This window comes from Pseudomonas sp. LD120, from assembly GCF_009861525.1.
Lineage (GTDB): Bacteria > Pseudomonadota > Gammaproteobacteria > Pseudomonadales > Pseudomonadaceae > Aquipseudomonas.
Genome location: NZ_WVHL01000005.1, coordinates 2,621,902 through 2,640,657 on the forward strand (window position 1 = coordinate 2,621,902; position 18,756 = coordinate 2,640,657).

General features: G+C 59.2%; 12 protein-coding genes and 2 pseudogenes. 7 read left to right on the forward strand and 7 right to left on the reverse strand.

Annotation, left to right across the window (positions count from 1 at the left end; genetic code table 11):
* The first annotated feature begins 279 nt into the window (after positions 1–279).
* Entirely contained in the window at positions 280–825 is a 546-nt protein-coding gene (locus tag PLD_RS26465; RefSeq protein ID WP_178116213.1) for a hypothetical protein, read from the forward strand.
* Positions 826–1,069: 244 nt separating this feature from the next.
* On the opposite strand, the gene PLD_RS26470 is transcribed toward PLD_RS26465, so the two are convergent.
* Genes PLD_RS26470 through PLD_RS26480 form a run of 3 tightly spaced genes read right to left on the reverse strand, consistent with a single transcriptional unit; the run spans position 1,070 to position 2,592 of the window.
* Positions 1,070–1,501: a carboxymuconolactone decarboxylase family protein gene (locus PLD_RS26470; RefSeq protein ID WP_159897623.1), complete on the reverse strand. Its 432-nt coding sequence runs from the start codon at positions 1,499–1,501 to the stop codon at positions 1,070–1,072.
* Positions 1,502–1,528: 27 nt separating this feature from the next.
* Entirely contained in the window at positions 1,529–2,149 is a 621-nt protein-coding gene (locus PLD_RS26475) for an FMN-dependent NADH-azoreductase (protein ID WP_159897624.1), read from the reverse strand.
* The gene (locus PLD_RS26480; RefSeq protein ID WP_159897625.1) at positions 2,146–2,592 is read right to left on the reverse strand and encodes a GNAT family N-acetyltransferase; all 447 of its coding nucleotides are present in this window, start codon (positions 2,590–2,592) and stop codon (positions 2,146–2,148) included. The genes PLD_RS26475 and PLD_RS26480 overlap by 4 nt, the downstream gene beginning before the upstream one ends.
* Positions 2,593–2,679: 87 nt before the next feature.
* On the opposite strand from PLD_RS26480, the gene PLD_RS26485 reads away from it, so the two are divergent.
* A complete protein-coding gene (locus PLD_RS26485) occupies positions 2,680–4,077 on the forward strand; it encodes a PLP-dependent aminotransferase family protein (protein ID WP_159897626.1) in 1,398 nt (465 codons plus the stop codon).
* A 307-nt stretch (positions 4,078–4,384) separates the two neighbouring features.
* Here PLD_RS26485 and PLD_RS26490 read toward each other — a convergent pair whose 3' ends face one another.
* Positions 4,385–5,638: an IS256 family transposase gene (locus PLD_RS26490; protein WP_159897627.1), complete on the reverse strand. Its 1,254-nt coding sequence runs from the start codon at positions 5,636–5,638 to the stop codon at positions 4,385–4,387.
* Positions 5,639–5,690: 52 nt separating this feature from the next.
* Between PLD_RS26490 and PLD_RS26495 the strand changes: the two are divergent.
* The 4 genes and pseudogenes from PLD_RS26495 (at position 5,691) to PLD_RS26510 (ending at position 15,468) form a co-directional block, all read left to right on the forward strand.
* Positions 5,691–7,342 (forward strand): annotated as a pseudogene (locus tag PLD_RS26495) (ShlB/FhaC/HecB family hemolysin secretion/activation protein).
* A gap of 32 nt (positions 7,343–7,374) precedes the next feature.
* Positions 7,375–14,514 carry a DUF637 domain-containing protein gene (locus PLD_RS26500; protein WP_159897628.1) on the forward strand — a complete coding sequence of 2,380 codons (7,140 nt, stop codon included), beginning with the start codon at positions 7,375–7,377 and terminating at the stop codon, positions 14,512–14,514.
* Positions 14,514–14,861 (forward strand): DUF3969 family protein, encoded by a 348-nt coding sequence (locus PLD_RS26505; protein ID WP_159897629.1) that lies wholly within the window; start codon positions 14,514–14,516, stop codon positions 14,859–14,861. Before PLD_RS26500 ends, PLD_RS26505 begins: the two co-directional genes overlap by 1 nt.
* 283 nt (positions 14,862–15,144) lie before the next feature.
* Positions 15,145–15,468, forward strand: a complete 324-nt coding sequence (locus PLD_RS26510) for a hypothetical protein (protein ID WP_159897630.1) — start codon at positions 15,145–15,147, stop codon at positions 15,466–15,468.
* A 181-nt stretch (positions 15,469–15,649) separates the two neighbouring features.
* Here the strand turns inward: PLD_RS26510 and PLD_RS26515 are convergent, their stop codons facing one another.
* The 3 genes and pseudogenes from PLD_RS26515 to PLD_RS30850 all read right to left on the reverse strand — a co-directional run bounded on the left by PLD_RS26515 (position 15,650) and on the right by PLD_RS30850 (position 17,772).
* A complete protein-coding gene (locus PLD_RS26515; RefSeq protein WP_159897631.1) occupies positions 15,650–16,051 on the reverse strand; it encodes a type II toxin-antitoxin system HicB family antitoxin in 402 nt (133 codons plus the stop codon).
* Between the two features lie 287 nt (positions 16,052–16,338).
* Positions 16,339–16,503 (reverse strand): annotated as a pseudogene (locus tag PLD_RS31310) (DUF6429 family protein); the annotation flags it as partial.
* 228 nt (positions 16,504–16,731) lie between these two features.
* A complete protein-coding gene (locus PLD_RS30850; RefSeq protein ID WP_256674769.1) occupies positions 16,732–17,772 on the reverse strand; it encodes a hypothetical protein in 1,041 nt (346 codons plus the stop codon).
* A 133-nt stretch (positions 17,773–17,905) separates the two neighbouring features.
* Between PLD_RS30850 and PLD_RS26525 the strand changes: the two genes are divergently transcribed.
* Complete coding sequence (locus tag PLD_RS26525) at positions 17,906–18,493, forward strand: hypothetical protein (protein ID WP_159897632.1); 588 nt, start codon at positions 17,906–17,908, stop codon at positions 18,491–18,493.
* The last annotated feature ends 263 nt before the right edge of the window (positions 18,494–18,756 follow it).

The following is an 18,756-nucleotide window of genomic DNA, read 5'->3' on the forward strand; positions in this document are numbered from 1 at the left end:
GCGCTTGAACATCAGATCGGATTCTTGATCAAGGTCACAATTTGGCGGCGGCCTTGCGGCCGGCCTGCCGATGAGACGGTGTGCACCGCCCTGGAGCCGGCTTGCCAGCGAAGGCGTCCGCCCGGACGCTGCATGTCTTGCGGGCAAAAGGGGCGATCGGTTTTTCATCGACGTTGCACAGCCGCCCATTGCACTATTGCCGCGGATTTTCAGTCACCCATCTCCCCCTGTCGAAGGCAGATCCATCGACGGGTTCATGCCAAGGAAGTCATCAGATCCATGAGCGTCAGCGAACTGCTTGCCGCCATTCGTCAACCCTATGTTCAAACCCTGGCGCGTGTTGCCGCAGAAGGGACGGCGCATGTCGAGCCTGCGTACCGCAACAGCGATGGTTCGCTGGCGGTTGAGGGTACCATGGGCACGCCTTGCCGGGGGGATGTGATTGCGGCCGAGAGCGGGGAGCCGGGGCAGGTCGATGCCGAAACCGAACTGGCCTTTGAGCCTGTGCGCTTTGCGATCGAGCAGATGGCGGTGGTGATCTCGCCCTTTGGCTGGGACTGGCTGCCGCTGGAGGTGCGGGGCTTGAGCCTGGAACAGGCTTGCGAGGTTATTCGGGGGTGGTTCTTTGAGTGGTTCGATGGCGAAGACGAGAACTCGCCGCCCGAAGAAGGGCTGCAAGGGGTGCTGCACTTTGTGTCGGACCCGGAGGCCACGGAGGAGGGGTACAGGGTCAAGATTGACCTGGGCTCGGCGCCCGAAGAAGCGCTGGAGGCGCTGCTGTTTGCATTGGCCGATGCCGGCGCCAGCGGAGCTTTCCTCGCATAGAGCAGGGGGAGGCAAAACGGCGACCCCGCGCCGACCTGATATCGCTTCCCCTGTAGGAACTGGCTTGCCAGCGAAGCTCGCCAACGATGACGCGGAGCCACCTTCTTACCGCGTGCACCTGGGGGCGGGTGGCGGCCAACCCGGCATCCTGCCGGGGTGGCCACGGCTCAATGCTTGCCTTCGACCCTCCTGTCCGCAGAGGCAGGAAGATCAACAGCCAACACCGCCAACGATAACCTCGCTCTCAGAGCTGCATGCCCACCGCCAGTCGGTTAAAGGCGTTCATCAAGGACACGGCCAAGGTCAGGTCGGAAATTTCGACGTCGCTAAAGTGCGCTTTCAGCGGTTCGTACAGTGCGTCCGGTGCGCCCTTGTTGTGGACGTAGGTGAGGGTTTCGGCCCAGTCAAGGGCCGCGCGCTCGCGGTCGTTGAACAGTTCGCTGACGCGCCAGCCGGCGAGGCAATCCAGCTTTTGCTGGGCGACTCCACATTCACGCAGGGTCTGTGAGTGCTTGCCCAGGCAGAACGAGCAGCCGTTGATCTGCGACACGCGCAAATACACCAGTTCCAGCAAGGGCAGGCCCAGGGGGCTGGCGGCCAGGGCGCTGTTGGTGGCGAGCAGGCCTTGATAGGCGGCCGGCGACAAAGTGGCAAAGGGCAGTCTGAGTGGGCTCATGGTGAAACTCCGATAGGGGAAAAGTGATCAGGCACATACGAGAGGGTTGAACAGGGGCTGCAAGGACAGTGCGCTGCGGGCCTCGTCGAGGGTTGCACGCACGGCCTCGTCTCCGAACACCAACCCTTGCAGATAAGTAAACTGCAGGTCGAACAGGCCGAGGGTGTTCAGCACCTGGCGCAGATAAGGCGTGAGAAAGTCCGGTTGGCGTGCCCGCGGGCCCTGGTGAAAGCCGCCGGAACTGACCAGCACCTGCACCGGGCGATCCTTGAGCAGGCCGACCTTGCCCTCCGGGCCGGAGCTGAAGGTGCGGTGAATGCGCAGCACGTAGTCGATCCACAGCTTGAGCGCGGCCGGCAGGGTGAAGTTGTGCATGGGCGTGGCAATCAGCAGGGCATCGCTGCGCTCCAACTCGCCGATCAGCCCTTCGGACACCTCGAACAGTGGCGCGTCGAAGGGCGTTGGGGTGGTCAGGGCGTGGGCGTAGTCCATGCCCAGTGGCGGCAACGGATTGGCCCCCAGATCGCGCTCGACCAGTTCCAGGTGCGGATAGCGTTGGCGCAGGGCGCTCACCAGTTCCAGTGCCAGCTGGTTGCCATGGGAAACCTGCCCACGAGGGCTGGCGTTGATCAGCAGCAGGTTGTTCATGCCGGCTCCCCACCCTGAAGTCGCTGAGTGAAATGCATGCCCCGGGCCAGCAGCCCCTGGCGGAAATAGAAGCGCTGGGCCAGGGGCATATGCAGGCCGGTATCCAGCACCAGGTGATCGCATTGACGCTGCACGGCCTCCTCCCGCACGGCGCTCAACAGCCGCGCACCCAAGCCGCTGCGCTGAAGGTCCGGGTTCACGACCAGGTCATCGACGTAGATGAAGCGCCCGTAGAGCAGGTTTTCCAGCTCGCGGTAGCCTGCCAGGCCGACGATGCGCTCGGCGTCCCACGCGGCGAGCAAGCGGTAGCCCTGCTCGGTTTGCCGGGCCACTTGGGCGACATAGGCCGCCGGGCGGGTGAGGTGGGGGCGCAAGACACGCATCAAGTCGAAACTGGCCGCCAGGGCCGCTTCGCTGTCGAGGTGTTGAAGGGTGTAGGGCATGTCCGTCATCCGCTAAAAAGAGATGGCCCACTGTAGAAGGTCAATGGCTTAAGCTACAGGGCCAAAAAATGCATAAATGACTAGGCCGTGATCCTTCCTTTCGAATTGGACCGCAGCCAGACGGCACCGATCTATCGCCAGCTTTACCAGCGGTTTCGCGAGTCCATCGCCGATGGCCGCCTGCGTCCTGGGGACCGCGTGCCGGCGGTGCGCGCCCTGGCGGCGGAACTCAACCTGGCGCGGGGCACCGTGGAAGCTGCGTACCAGTTGCTGATAGGCGAGGGCTACCTGACTGCTCGTGGGGCCGCCGGGACCATTGTCACCCCGCAACTGACGCCGGTTGGCGCGCCCACGCAGCGCGCCCCAGTGGCCCCCACGACCTACCAGGCCACCCATGCCGGCACCTCGCCCCTGGCCCTGCAAATGGGCCTGCCAGCGCTGGACGCTTTTCCGCGCAAGCTCTGGACCCGCCTCGCGGGCCGGCAACTGCGCCAGGCGGGCGTCGAAGGCCTGGTCTACCCGGACGCGCGTGGCCACGCCCCGTTGCGGGCGGCCATTGCCTCCTACCTGGGGATTTCCCGGGGCATCAGCTGCCACCCGGAGCAGATTTTCGTCTGCGCCGGCTACCGCGCCTGCCTCGACCTGATCAGCCACACGCTGATGGGCCCGGGCGCCACCTGCTGGCTGGAAGAGCCCGGCTACTTCATGGCCAGGAACGCACTGCTGGAAGCCGGCGCACAGCTGGTGCCGGTGCCCGTGGACGATCAGGGCCTGGACGTCGCCCAAGGCATCGCCCGCGCCCCGGAGGCCGGCTTTGCCGTGGTCACCCCGACCCACCAGAGCCCGCTGGGGGTGTCGCTGTCCCTGCCGCGGCGGTTGGCCCTGCTGGACTGGGCCAACCGCCAAGGCAGCTGGATCATCGAGGACGACTACGACAGCGAATACCGCTACCAGGGCAAGCCCTTGCCAGCCCTCAAGAGCCTCGACCAGCAAGGCCGCGTGCTCTACACCGGCACCTTCAGCAAAGTCCTGTTTCCAGGGCTGCGCCTGGCCTACCTGGTGGTGCCCGCCGAACAGACCCCAGCGTTCGCCCGCCAGGCAGATCGTTTGCACAACCACTGCCCGCACCTGCAGCAGGCGACGGTCGCGGCCTTTCTCAACGAGGGGCACTTTGCCCGGCACCTGAACAAAATGCGCGGCCTGTATGCGCGTCGGCGGCAGTGGCTGGTGGAGGCGTTGCACCAGGCGTTGGGTGAGCATTTGCAGATAGACCCGCAGGCCGGGGGCATGCATGTGGTGGCTGGGCTGGGGGACGATGTGCAGATTGCCCAGCGGGCTCGGGGGGAGGGGATTGCGGTGGAGCCGTTGTCGCAGTGGTATCTGGGGGATGGGATTAGGCAGGGCTTGGTGATGGGGTTCACCAATGTGCTCAGTGCCGAGCAGGCGGCGAGCGTGGCGCTGCGGTTGGGGCGGGTCATTGGGTGAGGTGGAGGGCTGTTGGCCGTTTCGCCCTGACGGCCACTCACTGTCGAAGTGCGCAAAAGTGATAGTGCTTGTACCAAGATTCAAACAAATCAGTACTTTAATTGACGTCATTAAAGCGCCAACCTAAGATCGCCGCCGTTTAATTGCACAAAGCCATGTAGAGGGATCTAGAAATGTGGCGTTTGGTACGTCGGACCAGGTTCAGCCTGCTGTCCGCTTTTTTTTGCCTGGGCATAGCCGGGATGGGGGACTGTCATATTTTTTGTGTGCGGGCCGGTAACGGCCTGCCGCTAGGCAGGCCATGCTTTTACCAGGTCGGCCTGATAAATCGATCTCCGTACAAAATCGCAAACTGATTCATCGCACTTTTCCAATCATGCGCCGCTGAGCCCCAGTTCGCTGTGATGTTGCGCAGCCCCAGCCAGATCAGTTTGGTCGCCGCATCATCGTTCGGGAAGTGGCCACGGGTTTTTATGATCTTGCGTAACTGGGCGTTGATGCTCTCGATGGCATTGGTGGTATAGATCACTTTCCGGATGGCGGGTGGGAAGACAAAGAACGGAATAACTCGATCCCACGCCCGTCGCCAGGCAGCCACCACCGTTGGATATTGCTTACCCCAGGGCCCGTTTTCAAACTCATCCAGCGCCTGTTCAGCAGCTTCGGCGTTAACTGCCTGATAGATCGGCTTGAGGGCCTTGGCCAGGGCTCTACGTTTGTCCCAGGCCGCATAGTCGAGGCTATTGCGGATCAGGTGCACGATGCAGGTCTGCAGCGTTGTGTCCGGGAACACCGCACTGAGCGCCTCTGGCATGCCTTTAAGGCCGTCGGTCACAGCAATCAGCACGTCCTCGACGCCACGGGTCTTGAGGTCGTTGAACACCTTCATCCAGAACTTCGCGCCTTCGGTGTTCTCGATCCAGATGCCCAGAATATCGCGGGTGCCATCGGGCAAAACGCCCAGCGCCAAGTAGACCGCCTTGTTACGAACCAAGCCTTCTTCGCGGATTTTGACTCGCAGCGCATCAAAGAAAATGACCGGATACATCGGCTCCAGCGGGCGCTGCTGCCAGGCACCAATCTCTTCCATGACCTCATCGGTCACGGAGCTGATGAAGTCATGTGATACGTCCGTTCCGTACTGCTCGGAAAGAAAGGCCCGGATCTCCCTAACCGTCATCCCGCGGGCATACATGGCGATGATCTTGTCGTCGAAACCGGTGTAACGGCGCTCGTGCTTGGGAATCAGAATGGGCGAAAAGCTGCCATCCCGGTCACGAGGAATATCAAGCCGTAGCGGGCCATCACCGGTGAGTACCGTCTTAGCGCTCTTGCCATTGCGCAGGTTGGTTTCATCCTCCGGCCGCTGTGCGCCCGGAGGATAGCCCAGGTGATGACCCAGCTCAGCATTCAGGGCTCGCTCAATCAGCGCCTTCTTGAACGCTGCAGAGGCTTCTTCGATGGCTTCTGCGGTCATCAGCGGAGCAGCGGAAAACTGCTCAAGCAGCTCTTTCGGAACCTTTGGTAACTCTCGAAGCGGTTTTTTTTGGTTGGCATACATGCACCTCTTACTCATGGTATGCCCGAACACAAAATTTCTGACAGTCTCCGGGATGGCCGAGTCCGCCCCTGCAGACTCGCTCCAGGCGTCACCGACCTGATCCGCGAGCGCCAGGATCGCTTGCTCGAAGAGCAACAACGTCGCCTTGAAGAACTCAAGGACCTGCCCGGCAAAGTCGTAGCGCCTAGCAAGCCGGCAGCGCCCATCGACACCCGTTGCTTCGCCATCAAAACCGTCGACCTCAGTGGTGCCGATGCCTTGTCCGAGCGCGAGCGCAGCAACTTGCTCAAGCCTTACATCGGCCAATGCCTCGGCGTGCCCCAGCTCAATGAATTGCTCAAGGTCATTACCGACCAATACATGACCAAAGGGTTGGTCACCAGCCGCGCGTACTTGCCACAGCAAGACCTTTCCAGCGGCAACTTGAAGGTGCAGGTGGTTGAGGGCCGACTGGAAGGAATGAAGGGCGCCGAAAACAGTGGTATCACCGACCGCCAGCTGTTCATGAGCTTCCCCGGCAAAACGGGCGATCTGCTCAATCTGCGGGAAGTTGAGCAGATGGTTGATCAACTGAACCGCTTGCCTTCCAACCAGGCGCAGATGGAATTGGCACCGGGCAACGCCGTTGGCGGCAGCGAAGTGCTGGTCAAAAACACTCCACAAAAGCCCTGGCGCATTGGCCTGTCGCGCCACAATGGTGGCCAGCGCAGTACGGGGGAGCAGCAGTGGGGCGTCAATCTGGATTGGGATAATCCTCTCGGCCTGGCCGATCAACTCTTGTTGCGCGGCGGCCACGATGTGCTAAGCGATCACCAAAAAACCTCGCGCAACTCGATGCTCAACTACAGCCTGCCGTTCGGCTGGTGGAACCTCAATTACACCTACAGCGAAACCGAATATCGCTCCTTGGCCCAGGCCAGCGGTTTCAATTTCAAGCAATCGGGCGACAGCCAGAATCATCAGTTGCGCCTGGAGCGCGTGATCCATCGCGATGCCCTGAGCAAAACATCCCTCAGCACCGGCGTGGCGTACCTGCGCACCAACAACTTCATCGAGGACAGCAAGCTCGCGTTGAGCAGCAACCGCCTCAGCGAAGCCCAGTTCGGCATTAACCATGGTCGACGCATCGGTGGCTCATTCCTCAACATCGACCTGGGCATGCAGGATGGCATCGGTGCGTTCGACGCCCAGGCCAACCACAACCCGCGCCCCGGCCAGGCCGATGCGCGCTATCGCAAATACACCGCGACCCTGAGCTACCTGTACCCGTTCAAGCTGTGGGGCGAGTCGTTCAGTTTCAGCAGCCTGATGACCGGCCAGCGCAGCGAAGATGTGCTGTTCAGCCCTCAGCGCATGAGCCTGGGTGGGCAGTCGTCGATTCGCGGCTACAAGGATCAAAGCCTGGCTGGTGACAGCGGCGGTTACTGGCGCAACGACTTGCGCTGGAGCCGTCCGGTGACCTGGGCCTGGATGCAGCCGGTGTTCAGCGAGTACGGCACCAGCCTGGGGTATGACCAGGGCGTGATCCGCCGCGACCGCTATAACGTCGAACAGCACGGGCGCATGACCAGCAACTCGGTGGAGCTGTTTGCACGCGGCCAGAACGTCGCCGCTACCGTGACCTTTGCCCACTCTTTGGAACGACCGGCGCCGATCACTGAGCGTGAAGCGCCGATCTATTTCCGCCTGGATTTCTTTCTCTAAATTTTTACCGCCCTTGGGCATCGAGACATGACATGGACGTTCAACAGTTCGCCTTCCTTGCGCGCCAACCTTCTGCATCCCTGAAAAGCCGCTCCCACTTTATGGGCTTGCCCAAACGCGGGTTGGCGTTTGTTTTGGCGAACGTCATGTTCTGGCAACCGTTGCTGGTGCAGGCGGATGGCATTGTAGTCAGCGCACCGGGCACCAGCCTGGGCCAGGCGGCGAATGGCGTGCCTATCGTCAACATCAGTGCACCCAATGGCAGCGGGCTGTCGCACAACCAGTTCAGCGATTACAACGTTGGCCAACAGGGAGTGATCCTCAACAACGCCACCAGCCGCACTCAGTCCACGCAGTTGGGCGGGATCATCCTCGGCAACCAGAACCTCAATGGTACGGCCGCCAGGGTGATCCTCAACGAGGTCAACGGCGGTAGCCCCAGCCAACTGCGCGGTTTTACCGAAGTGGCGGGGCAGTCGGCCCATGTGATCGTGGCCAACCCGTATGGCATTACCTGCAACGGCTGCGGCTTTATCAACACCCCGCAAGCGACGTTGACCACCGGCAAGCCTGTGCTCGAAAACGGCCAGCTTCAACGGTATCAGGTGGACCAGGGCAGCGTTGCTATTGAAGGGGCCGGGCTCAATGCCAACAACATCGACCGCTTCGAGATCATCACCCGCTCAGCCAAGCTCAATGCCGAAATTCAGGCCAAGAACCTGACAATCATTGCCGGCGCCAATGATGTTGATGCCAAGACCCTGAACGCGACTGCGCGTGCCATCGATCCGGCGACTGCCCCTCAACTGGCCATCGACTCCTCGGCCCTGGGCGGCATGTACGCCGGGGCGATCAAGCTGGTCAGCAGTGAAGCCGGTGTTGGCGTAAAGCTTGACGGCAACATGCTCGCCAGTGGCGGCGATATGCAGTTGGATGCCAATGGTCACTTGAGCCTGGCGCAGGCCACGGCGGCACAAGCGGTTGTCATCAATGCCAAGAGCCTGGATGCCCTGGGCGCGGTCTATGCCGGTACCCGTGTCGACGCAACCACCCAAGGCACACTGACCAACCGCCATTCCATCGCCGCTCGGGACAGCGTCAAGCTGACCAGCGACGGCCAGCTCAACAACCTTGGCTTGATCGAGGCCGGTGTCACCCCGCAGAGCACCCGCAACCAAACCGGTGATGTGACCCTCACCGCCAAGAACATCGACAACCGTGGCCAGAGCGTCGTCGCCAGTCGCGACCTCAAGGCTACCGTCAGCGAGACCCTCGACAACCGCGCCGGCACGCTGTCGGCGAACGCCGGGATGAACCTCAACGCCCAGGACATCGACAATCGCGGCGGCACCCTGACCAGCCAGGGCACGCTCAAAACTACCCTCGGTGGTCAGCTCGATAACCGCGACAACGGTACCCTCGCCAGCGCCGGTGAGCAGACCCTGAAAGCGGCAGCGGTGAACAACACCAACGGGGTCATCAGCAGCCAGGATACCCTTGGCCTGGACGTGGCCAGCCTCGATAACAGCGGCGCTAAGATCACCGCCAAAAGCACGTTGACCCTGGAAGGCACCACCGTCGACAACGCTAAGGGGCAGATCACCAGTCAGGGTGACATCCTCGCCACCGCCAAAGTCTTCAACCAGCAAGGCGGCAAACTGATCAGCCAAGGCCAGCTCAGCCTGACCGCTGACACGATCGACAACAGCCTCGACGGCTACATCGCCTCCGTCAATGCCATGGGCCTCACTGCCCATCAGCAACTGATCAACACCGCTAAAGGCATCATCAGCACCCAGCAGGGCCTGACAATCAACGGCGGTGCGGTGGACAACACCACGGGCAGCCTGCTCAGCCAGAGCGGCATCACCGCGACCTTGGGCGCAGGGCTGAATAACCAAGATGGCAGCGTCATCACCCAGACCGAAAACCTCACCATCGAAGCCCACAACGTTGATAACCGTGGCGGTGTATTGGCCAGTGTCGGAGGCAAGCTCAAGGCCACTTCGGCGACCGTGCTGGATAACGGAAAATCGCTCACCGCCGCTGACGAAGCGGGGCTGATCCAGGCTCAGTCGATCAACCTGGGCGCGCAACAATCGCTACTGAACAACGGCGGCCAGATTGCTGCCCTGAGCGGCGATACCCAAATCACCAGCACGATCCTCGACAACCAGAACGGTGCATTGCTGGCCAAGCAAGCCCTGAACGTACGCGCCACCCATCTCAACAACAGCCAAGGCCGAGCCGCCGCAGATGCCATCGATTTTGGCCTGACCGGCGAACTGAACAATCAATCTGGCCTGGTCGAAGGCACCAGCGCTTTGCTGATCGACGCCGCGTCCATCAATAACCAGAACGGCAAACTGCGCTCCCTCGGTCAACAAGGCACCGCCAGCGTAGCCAGCGCGCAGTTGCTGGATAATCAGAGCGGCATGATCGAAGCCGCCAACCATGACGTGTCCCTGCGCATGGCCAGCTTCAAGAACACCGACGGCAATGTCCGTCACGTCGGCACAGGCACTTTTGCGGTCGATCTGGCGAAGTTCAGCAACATCGGCGGAAGCGTCGCCACTGCCGGCACGCTGACCGTCGACGCCGCCACCTGGGACAACAGCACGGATGTTCAGGCTGATGTGCTGAACGTCACCGTAGGCCAACTCAACCAGGCAGCCACCGGCAAACTAGCCGCCAGCCAAAGCTTCACCGGCAAGGGCGACAGCTGGACCAATGCCGGACGCATCACCAGCGGCGGAGCGTTCTCCCTGACCGCTGCCAATGTCACCAACACCGGCACCCTCGGCGGCGCCGGCAAGGTTGATCTGAACGCCGAAGCTGTGCGCAACGATCACGGCCTGATCTTCAGCGGCTCCGACATGGCGCTGCGCTTCAAGAACCTGACCAACTACTACGCCGACATCTACAGCCTCGGCGGCCTGAGCATGATGGCCCGCGACGGTGTGGCTCGCAGTGCGTCACTGGAAAACATCTCCAGCCATATCGAAGCCGCCAACGATGTGCTGGTGCGCAGCGACAGCGTAATCAACCGCAAGGACGTATTCAGCACTGTTGACCAATTGGTGTCGGGCAGCCTGAGTGTGAGGTGCTACGACTGCAGTGGTGACCACCACAACGTCGATTACATTGCCAACGAAGTCTCCAAAAGTGTGGTGGCGACAGATTCGGCCAGCTCATCTATCCAAAGTGGAGCCAAGTTGACCGTCGAAGGGTCCAGCGTGCTGAACAAGTACAGCACCATGGCCTCGGGCGCTGATCTGCTGATCACCGCCGACAACTTCGCCAACATCGGCGCAACCACTGGCACCAGCACACGCACGCGTACCTGGAACACGGGGCGCGTTACCGACGGTACGGATGAGCGCTTCCGCGCCAACTGGATCTACCCCTACAACGCCCAGCCCAACCCCAAGGTATTGCCGGTGGGCGCGCTCAACTCTTTCAACCTGGTGGGCGACACCACCACCGTGACCCCGGGCGATCCCATTGCCTCGGTGATTCAAGCGGGCGGCAACATCAGCATCCAGGCGACCCAGCAGCTGGAAAACAGCAGCATCGTCCAGTTCACGCCGCCGACGCCCGTCGCGGACAAGGGCGGCGCCACGACCGTGACCAAGCCCGCCGTGGTGGTGCTGAACCCGCAACTGCCACCGGACCTGGCACAGCAACAAGTCAACCCGACCACCATGCCGGGCTTCGCTCTGCCCAGTGGTACGAACGGGTTGTTTCACGTGGTCGACAGCGCCGCTGTTGCCAAAAACAGCCAGGATCTGAGCCAAGCCAACATCCAGGGCTCGGACGCCAGCCGTGTGTTCGTCGGCCCCAAATACCTGGTCGAAACCAACTCCGCCTTCACCGATCTCAAGCAGTTCATGAGCTCGGACTACCTGCTGGGCAAGCTGGGCTACGACCCTGAAACCAGCTGGAAGCGCCTGGGTGATGGCCTCTATGAACAACGCCTGATTCAACAAGCCGTCACCGCGCGCACAGGTCAGCGCTTTATCGCCGGCCAGACCACCGACGAAGGCATGTTCAAGTACCTGATGAACAACGCCATCGCCAGCAAGGAGCAACTCAACCTATCCGTTGGCGTGACCTTGACCTCGCAGCAAGTCGCCGCACTGACCCATGACATCGTCTGGATGGAAGACCAGGTGATCAATGGCCAGCACGTGCTGGTCCCCGTGCTGTACATGGCCCAGGCGAACAACCGCCTGACGGCGGATGGGGCGTTGATTCAGGGCAAGGACGTCACCTTGATTGCCGGTGCGAATTTGAAGAACTCCGGCACGTTGCGCGCCAGTGAAAACCTTTCGGCAGCGGCGGGGAACAACCTCGTCAATACGCGGCTCGCGCAGGCCGGTGAAAAGCTGAAGCTGGTGGCGGGCAAGGACCTGGTGAACATGCAAGGCGGCATCCTCAAGGGTAAGGATGTTGACCTGAGCACCTTGACTGGGGATATCCGCAATGACCGGACCATCACCACGATTGAACACAGTGGGAAGGGCTTCAGCTCCAAGACGGCAGTCGTCGATAGCGCCGCGCGGGTTGAGGCCGAGAACAACCTGACGATGCATGCAGCGCGGGATTTGCTGAATGTCGGCGGGGCCATTACCGCAGGCAAGAACGCTGAGCTGAGCGCGGATAACGACGTGGTGATTGCGGCGGCTCGCGAAGAAACCGGCTCGATGCGCCAGGACAAACGGCATTTCTGGGCACAAAGCCAGACGGTGCAGCATGCCAGTGAGATCAAGGTCGGCGGGGATCTTGATGTTGTGGCGACGAACGATTTGACGATGGTTGCCAGCCATGTCAAGGCAGGCGGCGACGTCAATTTATCGGGCAAGGATGTGAGCCTCCTTGCGGCTGCCAACGAAGAATCAAGTGAGTACCGCTATAAGCGCAGCGGCAAGAAGATCAAGCAGGAAGAAGACCATGTTCGCCAGCAGGGCACGACGATTGAGGCCGGTGGTGATGTAAACGTTGCGGCGCTGCAAGACCTGACGATGGTCGCCAGCAAAATCAACGCCGGTAACGAGGCCTATCTGGTGGCCGGTAAGCAGTTGAATTTGATGGCTGAGCTCAACCGCGACTACTCCCTCTACGACATGAGCAAAAAAGGCAGTTGGGGGAGCAACGCGGCGAAACGCGATGAAGTGACGCAGCACACTAACGTCGGCAGTGAAATCAAGACGGGCGGCGATCTCACGCTCAAGAGCGGCGGCGATCAGCGTTACCAAGTGGCAACCCTGGACAGCGGTAAGGACCTGACGCTGGAGAGCGGTGGCCGCATCGTGTTCGAGGGCGTGAAGGACTTCCACGACGAGAGCCATACCAAGAGCAAGGGCGATTTGGCTTGGTACAAGATGAAGGGCGAAGGGAAGACCGATGAGACCCTTCGACAAAGCGCCCTGATCGCTCAAGGCAAGCTGGTGATCAAGGCTGCCGAAGGCATTCGTATCGATATCAAGCAGGTCGATCAACAGAGTGTTAGCCAAACCATCGATGCGATGGTGCAAGCGGACCCCAGCCTGGCCTGGATGAAACAGGCGCAGGCCCGTGGTGATATCGATTGGCGCCAGGTAAAGGAAATTCACGACAGCTTCAAGTATGAGTCCTCTGGCCTCGGCGCCGGCGCCAAGATTGCCATCGCTATTCTGATGTCTTTCATCCTCGGCCCCGCTGGTTTGGGGTTGAGTGGGTCAAACCTGGCTGTTGCTGCCAGCCTGAGCACGACCGCGGTCACTAGCACCATTGATAACAAGGGCAACCTAGGGCTGGCGGTGAAAGATACGTTCAGTACGGGGAGTCTGAAGAACGCTGCGATTGCGGGTTTTACGGCTGGTTTCCTGGATTATGCGGACAAAAATTGGTTTACGGCAGCAGAGGGTACCAGTACCGCTACGCAGGGAATTCAACCTGCCGATGGTTCAACGTTAAGCACAACCAGCTCTTCCAAAGATATTTTCCGTTGGAGCAACGCAACGGATGCGGCAACTCGCACCGTAGGGCGAGCGCTAATTGCTAGTGGCGTTTCCTCTGCCATTGGTGGCGGCAGTTTCGGTAGTAACTTCAACGCCGCCCTGATGGGGGAGGCGGGCAATATGGCCATGGCCACGGGCTTTAACTGGGTCGGAGACCAAATCACCTTTCCAAATGGAGGCGTTCAAAAGATTGCTGCCCACGCAATCATGGGTGGCCTATTGGCAGAGCTGACAGGGAGTGACTTCAAGACCGGTGCAGCCGCTGCTGGCCTGAACGAAGCCTTGATTAATGTCATGGCCGATATGGCCGGCAAGAATGAAGAGTTGCATCTTGTCTTTTCCCAACTGACCGGATTGGTTGGAGCTGCTGCTGTTGGGGGTGATCTTAATACCGGTGCGGTAATTGCACAGAAAGCGACTACCTTCAACTACCTATTTCATGAGGAGCTCCTTGAGAAAGAACGCAAGCTTAATGCGTGTGCTTCTGAAGATGAATGCCAAGGGGTGCGAGAGTATTACGACAAGTTGGATGTTGCCCGTAATAAGGCGTTTCCAGATTTATGCCGCAATAATCCAACCATGTGCGAGCAGATTTATGAAAGGCTCAGGGATGAGACTGCCTCTAATTGGGAGTTGGCGGAGACTATAAGAAAGTCGGGTGCGAAAGATCAGTTTGGACGTTCCATTGCGCACCTGGCCACAATGGAAAGAAATCAACAAGCCATCTATTTAAATATTTCGGAAGGTGTTCGGTCGACGGATGGTAACCTTGCAGCCGCTGCTGCGGACTTTGCGATGGGGGGACTGAGTCCTGGGGCGGATATCTTCTCATCGACAGTCGGTAAACCTGGAGCTGTTGGAACCGGAATAAAAAATGGAATTGTTGAAGATGTAGGAAAGAGCAAGGGGATTCAGAACGTATACGACTCAATTCGTAAAGCTCCTCAGTTTCCTGACGGCTTTAGGGAGCGTGCAGGCTCAACAACCAAAAACGTGGTAAATAATAGTAAGCTGCTCAGTGATCTTCGCCAAGTGGAAGCAGGAAAGTGGACTAAAATTTATAAGGATGGTTATGATTCGGTCGGAAATAAAGTATCGATTCATTATTTTCAAAGTGAAAGTGGAAAAGTTTTTAATGTGAAGACGAAACCAGAGTGGAGTAACTATTGATGCAGAGTCCAGTGCTGGTGGTTGAGTTGTATGAGCCCGAAGAGGCTGCTAGATTCTTAGCTGTTGCATCCATAGGTTTGTTGAAGGCCGTGGGTGATAAAATTATGACGATTGCCGAAGCTGAACGTCTTTTGTTTACACCGAGAACTGTAAGGGTGTTAGGGGAAAAGGGAATTTCTCCAAAGCTATGTGAGCTTGTTATGGATTGTTGTGAGTTGGATGATGTCTTGGATTTGCTACCTTTAGAATTTGATGTCGAATTAAACAAAATGATTGATCGGTTTTCTGATTATATAGCTAGTACTGTATCGCAAGATCCGTATGCCGCACATGCAAGATTAAAGTGAGGGTAGGAGAGGCGCTAAAACTCTTAATGAGGTCTCAGCCAGGCCTCCTGAGAACGGCAGTTGTAAATCAGCGATTTATAACTGCTGCCGAATGCACCGAACCCTCACCATTTCAACCAGAGCCCTTAACCGCCCTGCAAGACCTTCAAAGCAGCCTGAGCTAAAAAGCCCGATCGGCTTTTGGGACAAAGGAAGGCCTGCGGAATATCATTCCTATCCGCACACGCATACCTACGAATAGGTTCCTGGCTATGGATCCGAGGGAAAGGGACGAGAATAAGTAATGATTGAAGTTCCGCAATTGAATGAGTTGCTTGTCGCTCACAACTGCTTGCGTGCGATTAGTATTCAGTTGAACGAAGATGGGGTGGCTTATGATTTATCTCTATCGATTTCGGTCTCTGAAAAGGCAGGGGCTGATGTCGTGTGTATCAGATTTATTGATATCAGCCATTTTGCGTCCCGTGATATTGGCGGCGGATTGACTCAGTTGATACATATGAGCGTGAGTCAGTTGGATGCGGGTTTTGACAGGATGCGTTATCAGTTGGTCGATCTTGAAGATAATAAGTTGTCATTTTACTTCTCATCATTTTCGGTTGAGTAGAGGGTGCAAAAGAGAGCTAGCCCGTGGTTGGAGCTGGGGTGCAACTGGTCGTCTCAATGCAGTCAGGTGATGCAGCCATTTGGCAGGCCACACCCCCTGTGGCGAGGGAGCTTGCTCCCGCTGGGTTGCGCAGCAACCCCAACCGGCCTCATTCCGCTTGGCCTGCTCTCTGCAGCCGCTTTCAGCGCCCGAGCTTTTCCAGTGCGGCATCGGCCAGGAAGGACGACCGGCTCTTGATGTTGTGCTCGCGGACGAAGCGGTCGATTTGCTGGATGACATAACCCGGCAGGGTCACGTTGACCTTCTCGGTCTTGCCCAGGTAAGGCGCGATATCGATATCCAGCATGCCCCAGCCCATGCCCTCGAAATCGGGGTTGGCGCGGTGCTTGCCGGTGGGAGAGGGCAGGGGTAAGGCGTGCCCCGCTCGGGCCAGCTCTTCGAGCATGACGTGGGCAATCTCGATGGCCGCGCCGTAGGCGCTCTCGAAGCTGTCGCCCGCGGTGACAGCACCGGGAATATCAGGAATCTGGATGCCGGTGGCGGTGTGTTCGTCGCCCCATTCGATGCAGATGGGATATTGCACGGGGATCTCCTCAATAGGTGTGAAGGTGGCGGGAGCTGGATCAGTTCAGCCAGTTTTCTGATGGCCTTGATCGTGCCCCGTGGCAGATCCTTCTTCGGGTGAGGCACCGCAAAGGCGACTGCAAAGGTGTTGTGGACGCTGATGCGACCGACCAAGGTCGTCGCGGATGTTACTGCGAAGGGGAACTACCGGGGCGGGGTTCGGCAACGGTGGATTGGAGGTGATGTTTGAGTGGGGTGTGTCTTAAGCGATCCACAAACTCAGCTGTTTTATGAAGTGGGAAGACGTCAGGTATTCGAGTCTGATACCTGCCCCGCATGCGTCCTTGACCCGAGCAACCGGTCGGCTAGGTGCCGACCTCGCTCCAGTCCTTGCGCCGTCAACCAGATGGATTTGTTTGTGTTAACTGGATCACTGATGAAACCCTGTTCATGCAGTCGATTCATGATCTGGAAGTCGAACCCTTACCACGCATTACCTTGCTCGGAGCTGTAGGCTGCCAACAGGGCAAGCACTGCGTCTTCGATCAGCCTATCGTCGTATTCCATGGCTGTTACTCCGCTTCTGTTCTTCAAACGCTCGGAAAATCCCCGCCATTCTCAAGATAGCGGGCTTCTTCGGCCAGACAGGACTAAGGCGGCGTACGTGCGGCGGTGGGTATTTTCAAGCCGCACTGCGCTTCAACGTTGCCAGCAGTCTGCGAAATGCTTGCACACCTCAAAGCGCTGATCCAGGTCGGCCATGCGTGCCTGATGTGCGCTCAGTGTTTCCTTCAGCAGTGCTTGCTGGGCTCGGTAGTAGTGCTCCAGCATTGCATTATTGGTCGACCTCGCCTTGCTACGGTCGGCCGTTTCGCTGTCGGGCAGCAGTTCCTTGATCGCAGGGGTGTCGAGCAGGCCCAGACGGTTGCTGTAGTCATCCTTGTACAGCTGCAATGAACGAGCCTTGGTGCCCCTCATCTCATTGGCGAACTGCTCCAGGTTCTGCCGATATTCCGCCCAATAGGCATCGGGCAGGCTGAAGTCGAGGCGCTGTTTGCGTTCCGCTATGGATTTGTCGAGCAGTGTTTTCTGGACCGAAGGGGCATCCTCGGCGTCGGGCTTCATTTTCGCGATGACACTCGCGTCGACGATCTGCGCGATCAGCGCTGCACGCTCCGCTGACTGCGGTTGTGCTTCGGTGGTCTTGGGGAAAATAGGGTTGTGGCCGGCGCAGGCGGGCAGGCCTTTGTTGGTCAGCACGATCGGCGAGCGCACAGTCTTGCCATCGATCTGGCGCAGACGGCTAAGGGTGACCTGGCAAGTGCGACCTACTCGGCGGAAGTCCGCTTCGTACTCGCCGCCGCTCTGCGGGGTAAAGTTGAACCCCACGGTGCACACGCTGCCGGTGCTCAAGGTATTGGCGCGCGCGAATAGCTCATGACCCGGTTGCAGCCGCACTTCCAGATAGGCCTTGGCATCCTCGGGGGCAGCGGTAGTCATATCCGCCCGTCGCCGGGTATTGGCGCTGAACAGGTTATTGAGCAGCCCCGTGGTTTGGCCGCCGCAGTGTTCGGCATCGAACAAGTCGAGCGTCGAGCTGTCACTGCTGCTGATAAAGCGCAGCTTCGCCGCATCGGGCGCACTGGCGTCCGGGTAGGTGCCGTTGAAACTGCACCCGCCAAGTAACAGCGCGGTAATGCTTACAGCGCCACGCACGCGCCATTGGGAAAAACAGAACATGTTGATAGATCGTCCTTGATGCATGAGTGGGCGAAAGGCCATCATGCTAAAGAAGGCAGTCGCCGCCGTCCAGCGCGCCTGTCGTCCCTGAATTTTCTGGGGTTTTTTCTTTGTCTCCCACCGAGGTAGCGGAATGTTTGGCTCGCGCAACATCTTTGCAATTGGCCTGATCGGATTACTGGCTGGTTGTTCGTCAATGCCAGCTGAAATGGCGTTGAATTCACCCGTTTACAACGCGCAAAACGCGGGTCTAGTGGTCGGCGCGCTGCTGGAAGGCGGCCCCTACGGAACCTACCTTGAGTTTCGCGATATCAAGAGCGGCAAGACTTATGGTTGGGGACCCAAGGATGATTACTCGGCATGGCTACCTGCCGGAGACTATGAAGTGAGCCGCCTGGGTCACCGTCGCGGGGCCATGGGGGCTTACTCCAAACCGCTGCGTTTCACCGTCACCCAAGGGCAGCTCAATTACCTTGGCGAGATGGTCTACGGCTGCTCGACCGTCGCGCAACCGGCTGCGGTGTACGGGGTATTGAACTGCGGGGTCCTCGCGCTTGGCGAATGCACCGTCCCCAGCCCTAACGTGAACGTATGCGTGGTGGACCGCCAGGATCAAGCGATCAAGCATTTTTTGCAGCAACACCCCGAGCAGGCCCCTTTACCCGTGCGTAACGCGGTCATGTCGGCAGCAGCCTCTGGATCGAGCGTCCGCTTTCCCTAGGCTTTGTACGAAAAGCCTTGGTGCTCGGTGATGCTGCGTTACTTTCGATACTCACGCGCATAGCTGCAAATAGGGCCCTGGTTATGGGCCCAAGGTTAAAGGGGCGAGGGTAGTTGATGAGTACGGTGTCGCGGTTGGGGGGCAACGGGGCGTCTCAATGCAGTCAGGTGATGCAGCCATTTGACCGTCGAAACCTGTAGCCGCTGTCGAGCGCAGCGAGGCTGCGCACGAGGACGCAGTCCTCGCCAAACCTGCCGATGCTT